Source organism: Pseudonocardia sp. Ae331_Ps2, assembly GCF_001932405.1.
Lineage (GTDB): Bacteria > Actinomycetota > Actinomycetes > Mycobacteriales > Pseudonocardiaceae > Pseudonocardia.
The window spans coordinates 1,701,264-1,717,690 of record NZ_MCIM01000001.1 but is presented as its reverse complement, the minus strand read 5'-3'; the positions used below and the strand labels follow the sequence as shown (position 1 = coordinate 1,717,690).

General features: G+C 74.0%; 13 protein-coding genes. 12 read left to right on the top strand and 1 reads right to left on the bottom strand.

The window, feature by feature from the left end; translation table 11 throughout:
* Positions 1-17: 17 nt before the first annotated feature.
* A complete protein-coding gene (locus tag Ae331Ps2_RS08100) occupies positions 18-803 on the bottom strand; it encodes an SDR family oxidoreductase (protein WP_075309734.1) in 786 nt (261 codons plus the stop codon).
* Positions 804-927: 124 nt separating this feature from the next.
* On the opposite strand from Ae331Ps2_RS08100, the gene Ae331Ps2_RS08095 reads away from it, so the two are divergent.
* The 12 genes from Ae331Ps2_RS08095 (at position 928) to Ae331Ps2_RS08040 (ending at position 16,425) form a co-directional block, all read left to right on the top strand.
* Positions 928-2,151: a cytochrome P450 gene (locus tag Ae331Ps2_RS08095; RefSeq protein WP_075312699.1), complete on the top strand. Its 1,224-nt coding sequence runs from the start codon at positions 928-930 to the stop codon at positions 2,149-2,151.
* On the top strand, positions 2,148-3,608 hold the full coding sequence (locus Ae331Ps2_RS08090; protein ID WP_083695341.1) for an aldehyde dehydrogenase family protein: 1,461 nt from the start codon (positions 2,148-2,150) through the stop codon (positions 3,606-3,608). The genes Ae331Ps2_RS08095 and Ae331Ps2_RS08090 overlap by 4 nt, the downstream gene beginning before the upstream one ends.
* 99 nt (positions 3,609-3,707) lie before the next feature.
* Positions 3,708-4,394 carry a TetR/AcrR family transcriptional regulator gene (locus tag Ae331Ps2_RS08085; RefSeq protein ID WP_020627127.1) on the top strand — a complete coding sequence of 229 codons (687 nt, stop codon included), beginning with the start codon at positions 3,708-3,710 and terminating at the stop codon, positions 4,392-4,394.
* A gap of 152 nt (positions 4,395-4,546) precedes the next feature.
* Complete coding sequence (locus Ae331Ps2_RS08080; RefSeq protein WP_075309736.1) at positions 4,547-6,127, top strand: AMP-binding protein; 1,581 nt, start codon at positions 4,547-4,549, stop codon at positions 6,125-6,127.
* Positions 6,118-6,750, top strand: a complete 633-nt coding sequence (locus Ae331Ps2_RS08075) for a histidine phosphatase family protein (RefSeq protein ID WP_020623975.1) — start codon at positions 6,118-6,120, stop codon at positions 6,748-6,750. The genes Ae331Ps2_RS08080 and Ae331Ps2_RS08075 overlap by 10 nt, the downstream gene beginning before the upstream one ends.
* A 64-nt stretch (positions 6,751-6,814) precedes the next feature.
* Positions 6,815-7,447: a hypothetical protein gene (locus tag Ae331Ps2_RS08070; protein WP_020623976.1), complete on the top strand. Its 633-nt coding sequence runs from the start codon at positions 6,815-6,817 to the stop codon at positions 7,445-7,447.
* Between the two features lie 27 nt (positions 7,448-7,474).
* On the top strand, positions 7,475-9,091 hold the full coding sequence (locus Ae331Ps2_RS08065) for a pyruvate, phosphate dikinase (RefSeq protein WP_075309738.1): 1,617 nt from the start codon (positions 7,475-7,477) through the stop codon (positions 9,089-9,091).
* Between the two features lie 355 nt (positions 9,092-9,446).
* Complete coding sequence (locus Ae331Ps2_RS08060) at positions 9,447-11,186, top strand: PEP-utilizing enzyme (RefSeq protein WP_075329708.1); 1,740 nt, start codon at positions 9,447-9,449, stop codon at positions 11,184-11,186.
* 74 nt (positions 11,187-11,260) lie between these two features.
* Entirely contained in the window at positions 11,261-11,569 is a 309-nt protein-coding gene (locus tag Ae331Ps2_RS08055; protein ID WP_075309742.1) for a YciI family protein, read from the top strand.
* A gap of 200 nt (positions 11,570-11,769) precedes the next feature.
* Positions 11,770-13,371, top strand: coding sequence for a long-chain fatty acid--CoA ligase (locus Ae331Ps2_RS08050; RefSeq protein WP_075309744.1), 1,602 nt, complete (start codon positions 11,770-11,772; stop codon positions 13,369-13,371).
* Positions 13,368-14,366 carry an LLM class flavin-dependent oxidoreductase gene (locus Ae331Ps2_RS08045; protein WP_075309746.1) on the top strand — a complete coding sequence of 333 codons (999 nt, stop codon included), beginning with the start codon at positions 13,368-13,370 and terminating at the stop codon, positions 14,364-14,366. The genes Ae331Ps2_RS08050 and Ae331Ps2_RS08045 overlap by 4 nt, the downstream gene beginning before the upstream one ends.
* A gap of 106 nt (positions 14,367-14,472) precedes the next feature.
* A complete protein-coding gene (locus Ae331Ps2_RS08040; protein ID WP_075309748.1) occupies positions 14,473-16,425 on the top strand; it encodes an acetoacetate--CoA ligase in 1,953 nt (650 codons plus the stop codon).
* Positions 16,426-16,427: the final 2 nt, after the last annotated feature.

Genomic DNA, 16,427 nt, shown 5'->3' with positions numbered 1-16,427 from the left:
GCAGACGGCGCGTCACCTCAGCGGACGGCGCGCGCCCGCAGGGCGGTGAGCCCGCCGTCGAGGCGCAGGTCGATCCCGTTCAGCCAGGAGGCCGCGGGCGACAGCACGAACTCGACCACGGCGGCCACCTCCTCGGCGCGCGCGTTGCGCCCGACCAGCCGGCTCGCCTCGTCGAGGGTGGGCATCGTCGCCCGGAAGTCGACCAGGATCGGGGTCTCGACCGGGCCGGGGCTGACGCTCACCGCCCGGACACCGCGTGGGTGCAGCGTCGCCGCCAGGTCGACGGCGAGGGCGTGGACCACCTGCTTGGACAGCTGGTACGCGCCGGGACCGTCGAGTGCGGTGGCCTCCAGCGCGGCCTGCAGGTCGTCGTCGTCGAGCGCGAGGTAGCGGTCGAGCTCGTCCGGGGTCGCGGTGCCCCGGTACCCGGCCATCGACGACAGCAGCACCACCGCGGAGCCGGGGGCCAGCAGCGGGGTCAGTGCCCCGACCACCCGGCGGAGCCCGACCACGTTGACCGCGTGCACGACCGGCGGCGGGACGCTCCCGGGCACCCCCGCGACGGCGGCCACCCCGTGCAGCGGGCCCGTGGCGCGGACCGCCGCCACCGCCGCCTCGACCGCGGCCGGGTCGGTGAGGTCGCAGACGAGCGGCTCGGCTCCGTCCGGGACCCCGGAGACCGCGCGGTCGAGGGCGACGACCTGGTGCCCGGACGTGACGAGCCGGTCGGTGAGCGCCGCGCCGATGCCCGATCCGGCACCGGTGACGACGAACCGGCGGACACCGGCTGGGTCGGTGGTCATGGGGCTCCTCGAGGTCGTGGCGGATGCGATCGGCGGGCTTCCGCGGGCTCGGAGTTTATGTATAGTCTCGTTCGCAAAACTGGTCCACAGTCGGACCGGACGTCGGTACGGGATGGAGATCGCCATGGCCGCCTCGACAGAGTGCCCCGTCGGTGGGGTGCGCGGCGTCGACCTGCTCGACGCGGGCGTGTTCGCCGCCGGACGGGACCCGGAGATGTTCCGCGTCCTGCGCGACGGGGCCCCGCTGCACTGGAACCCCGGCCCCGGCGAGGGGGAGGGGTTCTGGTCGGTGACCCGGTACGCCGACGTCGAGGCCGTCGCCAAGGACGCCGACCGTTTCGGCAACGGCCAGGGCACCCAGATCCCGGACCGGCGTGCCGAGGGGAACGGCCCGCGCCAGATCCACAACATGGACGCCCCCGACCACGTGCCGTTCCGCCGGGTCCTGACCTCCACCTTCACCCCGCGGGCGGTGGAGCGGCTGGCGGCGCGCGTCGAGGAGGTCACCGGCGCGCTGCTCGACGAGGCGCTCGAGCTCGGCGAGTTCGACTTCGTCGAGGTCATCGCCTCGCGGCTGCCCCTGCTGGTGTTCGCGCCGATGCTGGGGGTGCCGGTCGAGGACGCGGACCTGCTGCTGCGCTGGACCAACGAGTCCTCCAGCGAGGACCCGGAGTACTCCGCGGGCCCGGAGACGGCGGCGCGGGCGCGCGACGAGCTGTTCGCGTACTACGCCGACCTCACCGAGCAGCGACGGGCCTGCCCGGCCGACGACATCGTCAGCACGCTGACCCGGGCCACGCCGAAGGGGGAGCCGCTCACCCAGGAGTGGCTCAACCCGTACTACATGGTGCTGACCGTCGCCGGGAACGAGACCACCCGCAACCTGCTCTCCGGCTCGGTCGCGGCGCTGTCGGAACACGGGCGGTGGGACGAGCTGCGTGTCGGCGGCGCACCGCTGCTGCGGTCGGGCATCGAGGAGATGGTCCGCTGGGTGTCCCCGGTGGTGCACATGCGCCGCACCGCCACCGAGGACGTCGAGCTGCACGGGCAGACCGTGCGGGCCGGGGAGAAGCTCGTGCTGTGGTTCGCCGCCGCCAACCGCGACGAGCGCGTGTTCGACGCACCGGAGGAGTTCCGCCTGGACCGCAAGCCGAACCGGCACCTCGGGTTCGGCGCGGGCCCGCACTACTGCCTCGGGGCCCACCTGGCGCGGATGGAGACCAGGGTCTTCTACGAGCAGGTCCTGGCCCGCGGGATCCGGATCGAGCCGCTCGCCGAGCCCGACCGCCTGCTGTCCAACTGGTTCCACGGGATCAAGCGGCTGCCCGTGCGGGTGACGCAGGGATGACCGCGGCCCCGGGCATCCGGCCGGGTGCGCACCTGGTCGTCGACCGGCTCTCCCACCGCATCGGTGGCAAGTGGGTCGAGGCCGGCGGGGCGCCGATCGCTGTCGGGTCCCCCGCCACCGGCGCGACCGTCGCCCACGTCGGCGGGGGCACCGCCGAGGACGCGGGGCGCGCCGTGACCGCCGCCGTTGCGGCGGGCCCCGCGTGGGCCGACACCCCGGTGGCCCGCCGCGCGGAGATCGTCCGCGCCCTCGGGGACCTGCTCGCCGCGCACACCGACGACCTGGCCGGTGTCGTCACCACCGAGGTCGGGATGCCGTACCACCTGGCCGGGCCCGCGCAGGTCGCGGTGCCCGCCAGGGTGCTGCACCTGACCGCCGACGCGGCGCTGTCCCACCCGTGGTCCGAGCCGGTCGCCGCGGGCGAGGTGCTGCGGGTGCCGGCCGGGGTGGTCGTCGCCATCACGCCGTGGAACATGCCCCTGCACCAGATCGCGGCGAAGGTCGGGCCCGCACTGGTCGCGGGCTGCACCGTGGTGCTCAAGCCCAGCGAGGTGGCGCCCCTGACCGCGTTCGCCCTGGTCGGGCTGGCCGAGGAGGCGGGAGTCCCGCCGGGTGTGCTGAACCTCGTCACCGGCACGGGGCCGGTGGTCGGCGAGGCGTTGGTGCGCGATCCACGGGTCGCGGTCGTCTCGCTGACCGGCAGCGGCCCGTCCGGTGCCCGGGTCGCCGAGCTCGCCGCGCCCGGCATCACCCGGGTCTGTCTCGAGCTCGGAGGCAAGTCGGCCAACGTGCTCCTCGACGACGCCCCGTTCGACCGGGCAGTGCCTGCGGCCGTGGCGCAGGCGTTCTTCAACTCCGGGCAGGCCTGCAACGCCCTCACCCGGCTGCTCGTGCCCGCACACCGGCACGACGAGGTCTGCGACCTGCTCGTCACCGCGGTCCGGGCGCTGACGGTCGGCGACCCCTGGGACGCCGGGACCGATCTCGGCCCGCTGGTGAGCGAACGGCAGCTGCGGTCGGTGCGCGGGCACGTCGACCGGGCGCGTGCCGACGGTGCCCGCCTGCTCGTCGGCGGCAGTGAGCCCGACCCCGACCTGCCCGAGGGGCACTACCACCGCCCGACCGTGTTCACCGGCGTCGACCCGGGGTCCGCGCTGGCCAGGGAGGAGGTGTTCGGCCCGGTCCTCGCGGTGCTCACCCACAGCGGCGACGACGACGCGGTCCGCCTGGCCAACGACACCGAGTACGGCCTGGCCGCGGGCGTCTGGTCGGGCGACCCGGACCGGGCCCGCGCGGTCGGGCGTCGCATCCGGGCCGGCCAGGTCAAGGTCAACGGCGTCCGCACCCGCGACGGCCTCGACGCGCCCTTCGGCGGTCTGGGTCGGTCCGGTCTGGGCCGGGAGCTGGGCCGGTTCGGGATCGACGAGTACGTGGAGCTCGTCTCCCTGCTCGGGTGACCGCCGCACGGCCCGGGGCTCCGCCCCGGTGGGTACAGTGACGCGACTATCGCATTCGCGCCCGCGTACAGGGCGGCGCGACAGGGGGCCGGAGGTCGGGTGGCCGAGCAGGACAGCGCGCAGCAGGACGCGCCGGAGGCCCCGCAGCGCCAGGTCCGGGGCAAGAACGCCCGGGGCATGCGGACCCGCCGGCAGCTCATCGATGCCGCCGCCGACTGCTTCGCCGAGTACGGCTACACCAGTACCCGGATCTCCGACATCGTCTACCGGGCCGGGGTCTCGCAGGGGAACTTCTACCGGCACTTCACCAGCAAGGACGAGATCTTCCTGGAGGCGCTGCGGCCGGGCCTGGACTCGCTCGTCGAGTCCAGCCGGCGCAGCACCGTCGGCGACCGCCTGGACCTGGCGACGATGGAGGAGCTCACCTCGGCCTACCTGGTCTCCTACACCCGCAACCGGCACCTGCTGCGGGTCATGCGGGAGGCCGCGGCCATCCGGTCCGACGAGGGCTTCACCGAGCTCTGGCTGCGCCAGCGCGCGTCGTTCGTCGAACGGACCGCGGGCTGGCTGCGTCGCCTGCACGCCGCCGGACGCATCGCGGAGACCGACTTCGGGCTGCTGGCCGACGTGCTCGGCTCGGCCGTCGAGCAGATGGCCTACGTGCACATCGGCCTGGCCGAACGGGCCCCGCGCCCCGAGGAGCTGCAGCGGCTCGCCCGCGGCGTCGCCGAGGTCTGGCACCGCTCCATCCCGATCCTCGACGAGGGTCCGCCCGCCGGGTCCTGACCCACCCCGGTCGACCCGATGACTGCCGGGTCGCACATGGCCGGGCGCCGACGCGTGTCCGGACCGGCCCGAACCTTGTCCGGGCACGCCCCACGCGGTACCTTCGGCTCGTCGTAATGTGAACGAACATTGCAAAACTGAGCGGAGGAAGCGTGTACCCCGCATCGTTCGCGGTCACGGTGCCCGACCGGACCGCCCTCGTCGTGGCGGGCCGCGGTGACGCGGTCACCTACGCCGCGCTCGATGACCGCAGCGCCCGGCTCGCGGGTCTCCTGCACGCGGCCGGCCTGCGCCCGGGCGACACCCTGCTGATCGCCTGTGGCAACGACGTCCGCTGGGGCGAGGTGTTCTGGGCAGCCCGGCGCAGCGGGCTCCACCTCGCCGCGGTCAACCGGCACCTGTCCGCCGCCGAGCTCGTCCCGATGACCGAGGACGCCCGCCCCGCCGCCGTCGTCGCGGGCGGGGCCGGGATCGCGAAGGCGCTGGACGACGCGCTGGCCCGCGCGGGCGTCCCGGTGCCCGCGGTCCGGCTGGTCATCGGCCCGGACGTGCCGTCGGGCTGGACCGGCCACGACGCCGCGGTGGCCGCCGCACCCCGGCTCCCGCGCGACGCCGAGACCACCGGCGGCCGGATCCTCTGGAGCTCGGGCACCACCGGCCGTCCCAAGCCCTTCCGGGTGGCCCCCACGGGCGGTCACCCGGCCGACGGACCGGTCCGCTCGGCCGCCCTCATGCGCAGCCTCGGGTTCCGTACCGAGCCCACCGGCCCGGGTGAGGCCCCCGACGTGCTGCTCGTCGCCGGGCCGGCCTACCACGCGGGCCCGCTCGGCTTCCTGCAGTCGGTCCAGGAGGTCGGCGGCACCGTCGTGCTCATGGAGCGCTTCGAGCCCGAGGCCGCGCTCGCCGCGATCGAGCGCTACCGGGTCACCCACAGCCAGTGGGTCCCGACGATGTTCGTGCGCCTGCTCCGCCTGCCCGACGAGGTCCGGAACCGCTACGACCTGTCGTCGCACCGGGTCGCGGTGCACGGCGCCGCGCCGTGCCCGCCGGAGACCAAGCGTGCGGTCCTCGACTGGTGGGGGCCCATCGTGCACGAGTACTACGGCTCGTCGGAGGGCTACGGGCGCACCACCATCGGCCCGCACGAGTGGCGCGAACGCCCCGGGTCGGTCGGGCGTCCTGCCGGGAGCACCGTGCACGTCGCCGACGCGGACGGCCGCCCGCTCGGCCCGGGCGAGGTCGGCGCGGTGTGGTTCGCCCGGCCCGGTGCCGCCGAGCCGCAGCGACGTCCGGACGGCGCCGCCGACCTGGCCGCGACACCGGGCTGGGGGACCGCGGGCGACCTCGGCCACGTCGACGCCGACGGCTACCTCTACCTCGACGGCCGCAGCGGCCACACGATCATCACCGGCGGGGTCAACGTGTACCCCCGGGAGGTCGAGGACGTGCTGCTCCCGCACCCGGAGGTCGCCGACGCCGCCGTCGTCGGGCTGCCCGACCCGGAGTTCGGGGAGCGGGTCGTCGCCGTCGTCGTGCCCGCCGCCGACGCCGACCGGACGGGGCTCGCCGATCGGCTCGTCGCGCACTGCCGCGCCCGCCTCGCCGGGTTCAAGACCCCCCGCGAGGTCCGTCTCGTCGAGTCCCTGCCGCGCAGCGACGCCGGGAAGGTCAGGATGGGCGAGCTGCGCGCGTCGCTCGTCCCGGAGCCCGCCGGGAGCAGACCGTGGAGCTGATCGTCGTCCGGCACGGGCGTCCGGAGACCGTGCAGGGGCACGTCGCCGGCGCCGACCCCGGTCTCACCGAGGAGGGCCGCCACCAGGCGGACCTGCTGGCCGCACTGCTGACCGGGGCGGCCGGGCTGACCCCCGACCGCATCGTGTCCAGCCCGATGCGCCGAGCGCTGCAGACGGCACACCCGCTCGCCGAGCGCACCGGGCTGCCGGTCGCCGTCGACGACCGGCTCGCCGAGTTCGACCGCGGCGCGCACACCTACGTGCCCGTGGAGCTCAGTGGCACCGACCGGGCCGCCCAGTGGCGGGCGCTCGAGTCCGGCGTCTGGGGCGAGCACCGGTTCGACCCGGAGGCCTTCGAGCAGCGCGTGCTCGCCGCGTTCGAGGACGTCATCGCGGCGAACCCCGGGCAGCGGGTCGCCGTCGTCTGCCACGGCGGTGTGATCAACGCGTTCCTGTCCCGTCTGCTCGGTCGCCGACGCAGCATGTTCGTCCAGCTCGACTACACCTCGTTCAGCAGGTTGCTCGCCTCGAGCGGGGGCGTCCGCCAGCTGCGCAGCATCAACGAGACCCCGCACCTGCTCCTCCCGGCCACCGGGCCGGGGCTGCACAGCCGGTCCGCCTGAACCCCACCATGACCCCGTCGACACCGTTTTGACACCGTCGTCACCACGAACCGGAGGAAGCGCCGTGACCGCCGACACCACCACGTCGCCCGACCTGCTCGTCCTGCACACGCTGCGACTGTCCGGCTTCGTCGCCGCCCCGGTGATCGCCCGCCGGACGGAGCTCGACCACGTGACCGTCGACGCCGCCCTCGCCGCGGCCGCGGAGGCCGGCCGGGTGAAGGAGCGCACCGGACGCGTCGCGGGCTGGACGCTCACCGCCGAGGGCCGCACCGAGCACGCCCGGTTGCTGGCCGCCGAGCTGGACGCGTCCGGGGCGCGCGCGGCCGTGGAGCGGGCGGAGGCGCGGTTCCTGGAGCTCAACCAGCCGTTCAAGGAGATCTGCTCGCGCTGGCAGGTCCGTCCCGACGGCACCCCGAACGACCACTCCGACCCCGCCTACGACCGTGGTGTCGTCGACGAGCTCGGTGCCCTGCACCCGCGTGCGGTCGAGGTGACCGCCGAGCTCGCGGGGGTGCTGCCGCGGTTCGGCCGCTACCCGCGCGACCTCGCCGCGGCCTGGGAGCGGGTCGACGGCGGCGAGACGACGGCGTTCGCCGCGCCGCTGCGGGAGAGCTACCACGACGTGTGGATGGAGCTCCACCAGGACCTGATGAGCACGCTGGGCCGCGAGCGCGGCGCCGCCGACGGCCACTGAGCCGCACCGCAGACCGTGAGGACGACGATGACCAGCACGGCCACCGCGGCGTCCACCGCCGTGTTCGCCTTCGACCACCCGCACGAGCGGCCCCCGCGCGAGCTGGCCGACCTGCTCGGTGGCAAGGGCGCCGGGCTCGCCGAGATGACCTCGGTGCTCGGCCTGCCGGTGCCCCCGGGCTTCACCCTGGGGCTGCCCGTGTGCGCCGCCCACCGCGCCGGAGGATGGCCCGCCGGGCTCGACGAGGCCATCACCACCCAGCTGGCCGCCCTGGAGGAACGCCTGGGTCGCCGCTTCGGCGACCCGGCCGACCCGCTGCTCCTCGCGGTGCGCAGCGGCGCCCCACGGTCCATGCCGGGGATGCTCGACACCGTCCTCAACCTGGGGCTCGACGAGGCCACCACGGCGGGCCTCGCCGAGGTCTCCGGTGACCCGGTGTTCGCCTGGGAGAGCTACCGGCGGTTCCTCGCCATGTTCGCGACCACGGTGCTCGGGGTCGACCACGCCCTGATCGGGCCCGCCCCCGCCGAGCGCACCGAGGCCGCGCTGCGCGCCGCGGTCGACCGCGTCCGCGCGGTCCTCGGCGCCGCGGGGACCCCGGTACCGACCGACCCGCGCGCCCAGCTGCGCGCCGCGGTCGAGGCGGTGTTCCGCAGCTGGGACAGCCCACGCGCCCGCGCCTACCGCGAGCGCGAGGGCATCCCGGACGACCTCGGCACCGCGGTGAACGTGCAGGCCATGGTGTTCGGCAACCGCGACGACTCCTCCGGGACCGGTGTCGTGTTCACCCGCGACCCGTCCACCGGCGAGAACGTCCCCTACGGCGACTTCCTGCTCCGGGCCCAGGGCGAGGACGTCGTCGCCGGCACCGCCCGCACCACCCCGATCGCGGGGATGGCGACGTCCCTGCCGCGGGCGCACGCCGAGCTGACCGGGCTCCTCGACCGTCTGGAGCGCCACTACCGCGACATCTGCGACGTGGAGTTCACCGTCGAGAGCGGGCGGCTCTGGGTGCTCCAGACCCGGGTCGGCAAGCGCGGCGCCGTCGCCGCGGTGCGTGCGGCGGTGGAGATGGTGGACGACCCGGCGATCGGGCTGTCCCGGGCCGAGGCGCTCGCCCGGGCGCCCGAGCAGGTGCGGGAGCGGGCGCGGGCCGAGGTGCTCGCCGCGGGCCGCGGGGCCGCGTCGACCCCGGCGGCGCTCACCACCGGTCTCGGCGCCTCGCCGGGCCGGGTCAGCGGAGCCGTCGTGCTGAGCGCCGACGCGGCCGCCGACGCCGAGGGCGACGTCGTGCTGGTCCGGCCGGAGACCAGCCCGGAGGACGTGCACGGCATGTCGGTCGCCGTCGGCATCCTGACCAGCACCGGTGGGCTGGTCAGCCACGCCGCCGTCGTCGCGCGCGGCTGGGGCATCCCGGCCGTCGTCGGGGCGGAGGAGCTGCACGTGGGCACCGACGCGGTGCACGCCGCCGATGGGACCCGGCTGTTCGGGCCCGGCGACGTCGTGACCGTCGACGGCGCGACCGGCGAGGTGTGGCTCGGCGACGTGACCGCGGGTGCCGACGACGGCGCCTCGGACGCCGAGGTCGTCGCCCGGTTGCTTCCCGCGCTCGCCGTGCTGGACGGCTGGGCCGCCGCCGGCTGAGTCCGGAACGGAGGACCGCGACCGGGCCGGCGCACCGAGCTCGCGTGCGTGCGGTCTCCGCCTCGACGGCGAGGAATGCGAGGGATGAGTCGCACCCGGGGTGCCCGAAGGGCGAGACGTGCGGGTCCTGCCAGGTCAACGCCCGACGGCGCGACGCTCGACATGACCGGTCTGTCGCGTCGAGATCGCCCGAGGTCGTGGGCGACGCCGCCCGAGCACGGCGGAGTGACGGTTGACACGCCGCCCGTCGCTCGCCAGAATGCGACGGAGAAGTCGCACATCGAGCGTCGCGCCGACGCCCGGGTGCCCGGACCTCCGCCCGTGTGCGGACCTCGATGACGAGGAGACCAGCTCCGTGACCGACTGGCCCATCTTCGACCGCACGTCGAAGACCTTCCCGCTCTACTCCCGGGCGAACGTCGGCGAGATCTTTCCCGACCCGATCTCGCCGCTGAACGCCTCGACCGGCTTCCAGGCCAACCTCGAGCCGGGCTGGCGGGACGCCTTCGTCGCCTGCGGCGTCTGGGACCACAACCTCTACGACGCCTCGGTCGAGCGCAACGTCCTGCCCGCCTTCGGGAGCTACCTCTACATCAACATGTCGCTGATGCGCCTGTTCGGCGTGCGAGTGCCGGGGATGGGCGCCGAGGCCGTCGACCTGCAGTACTTCGGCGACATGCCGGGCATCCCGAGCTACGAGAGCGAGAAGCGCGACTTCGACGACGACCCGGCGTACTCGGAGAAGGCCGGCGCCTGGCTGATGAACGAGGTCCTGCTCGCGAAGGACCTCGCCGCCTACGACGCCGACCGGCGGACGGTGCTGGACATCCGGTCGCAGCGACCGGACGTCGCGACGTTGTCGGACGCCGCGCTCGCCGAGCGCATCACCTCGTTCAACGACGTCCTGCGTGGCCTGTTCCAGCGCCACATCGAGTCCAGCCTCAAGTCCGGCGTCGGTCTCGGGGCCATCTCGCAGATCGCCGCGGCGGTCGGGCGCCCGGAGCTGGCCCTGACCCTGGTCGCCGGCATCGGCGACGTCGACTCCGCGGGTCCGTCGCACGGGATGTGGACACTGAGTCGCCTCGCGCGCACCGGCCCGGTCGCGGAGCTGTTCGACGGTGGTGTCGAGGGCCTGGACGCCCGGCTGCGGTCCTCCGGCGACCCGCGGGTCGCGGAGTTCGTCGCAGGGCTCGACGCCTTCCTCAGCGAGTGGGACTTCCGTGGCCCGGCCGAGTGGGAGCTGCGGGCGCTGACCTGGAGCCTGCGGCCCGAGCTCGCGCTGCACACGGTCGACCGGATGCGCGGCGTCTCGGACGAGGAGTCCCCGCAGATCAAGAACGCCGAGCGGGTCCGGCAGCGGGAGGAGGCCACCGCGACCGTGCGGGAGCTGCTGGCCGGTGACGCGGAGGCCGGCGGCCAGTTCGAGGCTGCGCTGCACGCGGCGGCGCTCTGGCTGCGCGGGCGGGAGCGTTCCCGCACCACGGCCGCGATGCTGATCCACGAGCTGCGGCTGCCCGCGCTGGAGCTGGGCCGGCGCGGCGCCGAGGCCGGTCACCTGGACGCGGCGAAGCAGATCTTCATGCTGTTCGCCGAGGAGCTGCCCGCCTACCTCGCCGATCCGGGCTCGTTCACCGCCACCGTCCGCGAGCGCGAGCGCGTCTACCTGGAGATGTTCGACCTCGAGCCGCCGTTCGTCGTGGTCGGTGACCCACCGCCGACCAGCGAGTGGGTGCGCCGCTCGGGTCGGACGCACACCGCGGCCGTCGCCGGGGAGACCATCCAGGGAGTGTCCGGTTGCACCGGGGTCACCCGGGGTCGGGCGCGGGTGCTGCTCGACCCGAACGACCCCTCGGCGCTGGAGCCGGACGAGATCCTCGTCGCGCCCATCACCGACCCGTCGTGGACGCCGCTGTTCGTCGCGGCGTCCGCGGTGGTCGTCGACGTCGGGGCGCCGTTCTCGCACGCCGCGATCGTGAGCCGTGAGCTCGGCATCCCGTGTGTCGTGTCGGCGACCGAAGCGACCGGCCGGATCCCGAACGGCGCGCTGATCGAGGTCGACGGGACCGCCGCCACGGTCACCGTGATCGAGGTCTGACCGCGGCGCGCCGGGACCGGTCACAGCCCGGCCGGCCCCGGCGCACCGCCCCGAGCCCGTGCGACGATCGCACCGTGGCCACCACCTTCGCGCTGATCTACACCTACACCGACGACACCGAGCTGCGGGACGCCACCCGCCCCGCGCACCGGGACTACCTGCGCCCCTTCGGCGAGGACGGCACGATGCTCGCCGCGGGCGCCTGGGCGCCGGGGGAGGATCCGGGCGGGCTGCTGATCTTCCGGGTCGAGGACCGGGCCGCGGTGCAGCGCATCGTCGACAACGACCCGTTCACCGCCGCCGGCGTCGTCGCCCGCGCCGACATCCGCGAGTGGGCGCCCCCGCTGGGTCCGCTCGCCGGGGCGCTGACCGGCCAGAACTGACTCCGGGGGCAGCCGTCCCCACCCGCGCCGCACGGGCCGGGAGCGCACCGCGCTCCCGGCCCGTCGTCGTCCCCGGGGCCGTCGTCCCGACGCGTCGGACGGGCACGACCGGGTCGCAGCCCGCACCAGAATCTTGACAACTGTCCAGAAACTCGCCACGGTCATCGCTGTCCGCAACGGTGCGAGTCCGGGGAGCTGCGATGTCGTTGACCTTCTATCTCGACAAGGGTGCCTCGCTGGACCCCGCCGCGCCCTGCCTGACGCTCGATGGCACCTCGCTGTCCTACGGCGAGGTCGTCGACCTTTCGCACGCCGTCGCGCGGGCCCTGCGGCGCTCGGGCGTCGCCCCCGGTGACAAGGTCGGCATCCTGTCGGCGAACGACCCGACCGCGTTCTCCTGCGTGTTCGGCATCGCCCGGGCCGGGGCGGTCTGGTGCCCGATCAACCCGCGCAACGCGGCCGGGGAGACCGCCGAGCTCCTGGACCTGTTCGACTGCACCACGCTGATCTTCCAGCCGTCCTTCGACGACCTCGTCTCCACGATCGCCCCGGATCTCCCGCAGCTGCGGACACTGGTCCGTCTCGGCACGGGCACCGACCGCGCGCAGGCCTTCGACGCCTGGCTCGACGCCGCCCGCGACGACGCGTCCGCCGAGGCCGCGCCGCCCGAGGAGATCGTGGCGCTGGTCGGCACCGGCGGCACCACCGGGCGTCCCAAGGGCGTGCTGCTGACCGACCGCAACGTCGAGACGATGTCGGCGATCACGCTGATGAGCTACCCCTTCGACGAGCGCCCGGTCTACCTCGCGCTGGCCCCGCTCACGCACGCCGCGGGCGTGCTCTGCTTCCCGGTGATGGCCCGCGGCGGCGAGGTCGTGATCATGCCGAAGCCCGACGTCGGCCGGTTCCTGGAGCTGATCGAGACGCACCGGGTCACGCACACGTTCCTGCCGCCGACGCTGATCTACATGGTGCTGGGCCACGAGGCTCTCGACACGACGGACCTGTCGTCGCTGCAGTGCTTCTGGTACGGCGCGGCCCCGATGTCGGTGGCCCGGCTGGCCGAGGCGCTGGACCGGATCGGGCCGATGGCTCAGCTGTTCGGCCAGTCCGAGGCGCCCATGATGATCTCGACGATGTCGCCCGCCGAGCACCGCCGTCCCGACGGGAGCATCGCCACCGAGCGGCTGGCCTCGGCCGGACGGCCGTCACCGCTGGTCGTCGTGGCGATCCTCGACGAGCAGGGCAGGCCGGTCCCGCGCGGCGAGCGTGGCGAGATCTGCGTGCGCGGGTCGCTGGTCATGGCGGGCTACTACCGCAACCCCGAGGCGACGGCGGAGGTGTCGGCGCACGGCTGGCACCACACCGGCGACATCGGCCGGCTCGACGACGACGGGTTCCTCCACATCGTCGACCGCGCCAAGGACATGGTCATCTCCGGCGGGTTCAACGTGTACTCCGCCGAGGTGGAGCAGGCCCTGATGGCGCACGACGCCGTCCGGGACTGCGCCGTGGTCGGCCTGCCCGACGAGAAGTGGGGCGAACGGGTCACCGCGGTGGTCCAGCCCCAGCCCGGTGCCGAGATCGACACCGAGGAGCTGGTCGCGTTCGTCAAGGCGCGCATCGGTTCCGTGAAGGCCCCCAAGCAGATCGAGATCTGGAGCGATCTCCCGCGCTCGACCGTGGGTAAGGTTCTCAAGAACGAGATCCGCGTCACACTCTCCGTCAGCGACGCCACCGACGACATCGTCGGCGACGTCGTTGGCGACACTGTCATGCCGCAAGGAGGCAGCATCACATGAAGCTCGCTCTGTACCTCCCCAACTTCCGTGACCTGGTCACGGTCAAGGAGCTGGAGGACCTCACCGCCCTGGCCGAGGAGCTCGACTTCGACTCGGTCTGGACGCTCGACCGGATCGTCGTCCCCGAGAAGTCCGACCGCCAGGAGCTGCAGTACTCCTTCGGCATGATGGACGGGCTGCCGAACGCCCTGCCCGTGTCCTCGCGCGGCAAGTGGTTCCAGGGCTACCCGCTGATCCCGTGGCTCGCCGCGAAGACCACCAAGGTCCGCATCGGCATGAGCATCATCGACACCCCGTTCCGCTCGCCCGGCGTTCTCGCCGCGGAGCTGGCGACCATCGACCACCTCTCCGGCGGCCGCCTGAACGTCGGTGTCGGGTCCGGCTGGATGCCCGAGGAGTTCGCCGCGGCGAGCGCCGCACACATCTTCCCCAAGCGGCACAAGCACGTGCGCGAGTCGATCGAGATCATGCAGGGCATCTGGGACAAGAGCGCCGACCACTACGAGTTCCACGGCGAGTTCGCCGACTTCGACGCCTGCGGCTTCGGGCACAAGCCGCTGCAGGACCCGCGCCCGCCGATCTTCATGAGTGGCCTCAAGGACCCGCTGCGGTCGGCGCGCCGGATCACCAAGTACGACCTCGACGGCTGGATCGGCATCCAGGACTCGCCCGAGCGCCTCGCCCAGTGGATCACCGCGATCGACGAGCAGTTCGAGGAGATCGGCAGCCCCAAGCGGGCCAAGGACCTGGAGATCTGCTCGATGATCTGGACGGTCATCACCGACGAGGAGGTCGACCAGACCGTCAACGGTGTCGCCTCGAACCTGCTGGTGGGGACGGAGAAGCAGCTCACCGACCGACTCAAGGCGTACAAGGAGGCGGGGATGACCATGCCGCTGATCTGGCCGCCGTTCGCCGACGTGCCGGTGGCGAAGACGCTCGACGACCTGAAGCGGATCAAGAACGACATCATGCCGAAGGTGCTCGCCTCCTGAGGCTCCCGGGCCGCACCGCAGCACCGCAGCGCAGCGCCGTGTCGGCGGGCCCACCTCCCCGGGTGGGCCCGCCGGCACGCGGGACGCCCGTACGGAGGAGACACCGATGACCGACGTCCTCTGGACCCCGTCGGCGGAGCGCATCGAGCGGTCCGCGCTGCGTGCCTACCTCGACCGGCTGGCCGAGCGGGAGGGGCGCCCGTTCGACGACCACGACGCCCTGCACGCCTGGTCGGTCGCCGACGTGGACCGGTTCTGGTGCTCGGTCGTCGACCACTACGGCGTCGCGTTCTCCACGCCGTTCACGCAGGTCCGCACCACCGACCCGATGCCGCACACCCGCTGGTTCACCGGCGCGCGGCTGAACTGGGCCGAGCACGTGCTGCGCCACGGCGGCGACGACGACACGGCCCTGGTGTGCGTGCAGGAGGGCGGCACCCCCGCCCGGGAGATCACCTGGTCACGGCTGCGCCGGTCGGTCGCCGCCGCTGCGGCCTGGCTGCGCCGCGCCGGCGTCGAGCCCGGGGACCGGGTCTGCGCCTACCTGTCCAACACCGAGCACGCGGTGATCGGCCTGCTCGCCGCGGCCGCGGTCGGCGCGGTGTGGTCCTGCTGCTCGCCCGACTTCGGCGCCGAGGGCACCATCGGCCGGCTCGCCCAGCTCGAACCGACCGTCCTGATCGCCGCCGACGGCTACCACTGGAACGGCACGGTCGTCGACCGCGGCGACGTCGTCGCCCGGCTGCGGGAGAACCTGCCGAGCGTGCGGCACGTCGTGCACGTCGGCCACGCGGTCGACCGGCCCGCCCCGGACGGCACCACGCCGTGGGCGGAGCTGCTGGCCGTCGACGCGGAGCCGGAGTTCGCGCAGGTGGAGTTCTCGCACCCGCTGTGGGTGCTGTTCACCTCCGGCACCACCGGCCTGCCCAAGGGGCTGGTCCACGGCCACGGCGGCATCACCCTCGAAGGGCTCAAGTGGTCCGGGCTGTACTGCGGGCTGCGTGCGGGCGAGCGGATGTTCACCTACACCTCCACCGGCTGGGCGCTGTGGAACATGCAGCTCGGCGCGCTCAGCCAGGGCGCGTCGATCGTGCTCTACGAGGGCAGCCCCGGCCACCCGCCGGGCGCGGTCTGGGAGGTCGCCGCCCGGACCGGCGCCGACGTCGTCCTCCTGGGGGCGGCGGTGGTCACCGCGACGGCGAACAGCGGCGTCTCCCCGCGCGCCGACCACGACCTGTCCCGGGTGCGGCACGTCATGGTCAGCGGCTCGGCGCTGCCGCCCGCCGGCTACGACTGGCTGTACTCCCACGTCTCGCCGGACCTGCGGGTCGACTCCACCAGTGGCGGTACCGACATCTCCGGCTCCTTCGTCGGGGCGAACGAGTACTCCCCGGTGCGGGCCGGGCGGATCGGCGGGCGCCTGGCCGGGGTCGACTGCGCCGCCTGGGACGACGACGGGAACCCGGTCGTCGACGAGGTCGGGGACCTGGTGGTCACCCAGCCGATGCCGTCCATGCCGGTGCACCTGTGGAACGACCCCGACGCGCGCCGCTACACCGACTCCTACTTCGACACCTGGCCCGGCGTCTGGCGCCACGGTGACTGGGTGACCGTGCACGGCGACGGCAGCGTCTCCATCCACGGCCGCTCGGACTCCACCCTCAACCGCCAGGGCGTGCGCCTGGGCACCGGCGACTTCTACGACGTCCTGGAGACGATGGAGGAGGTCACCGAGGCCCTCGTCGTCGGCGTGGACCTCCCCGACGACGGGTACTGGCTGGGCCTGTTCGTCGTCCCCGCCGCGGGGCATCCGCTCGACGACGACCTCCGGGCGAGGATCGTGACCACGCTGCGGACCCGGTTGACCCCCCGGCACGTGCCCGACGAGATCGTCGAGGCGCCCGCGGTGCCGCACACCCTGTCCGGCAAGCGGCTGGAGGTGCCGGTCAAGAAGCTGATGGCCGGGCGTCCGCTGGAGAAGGCGGCGAACATCGCCTCGGTCGACGACCCCGACGTGCTGCGCTGGTACGCCCGGTTCGCCGCCGAACGGCGGGCCTGACC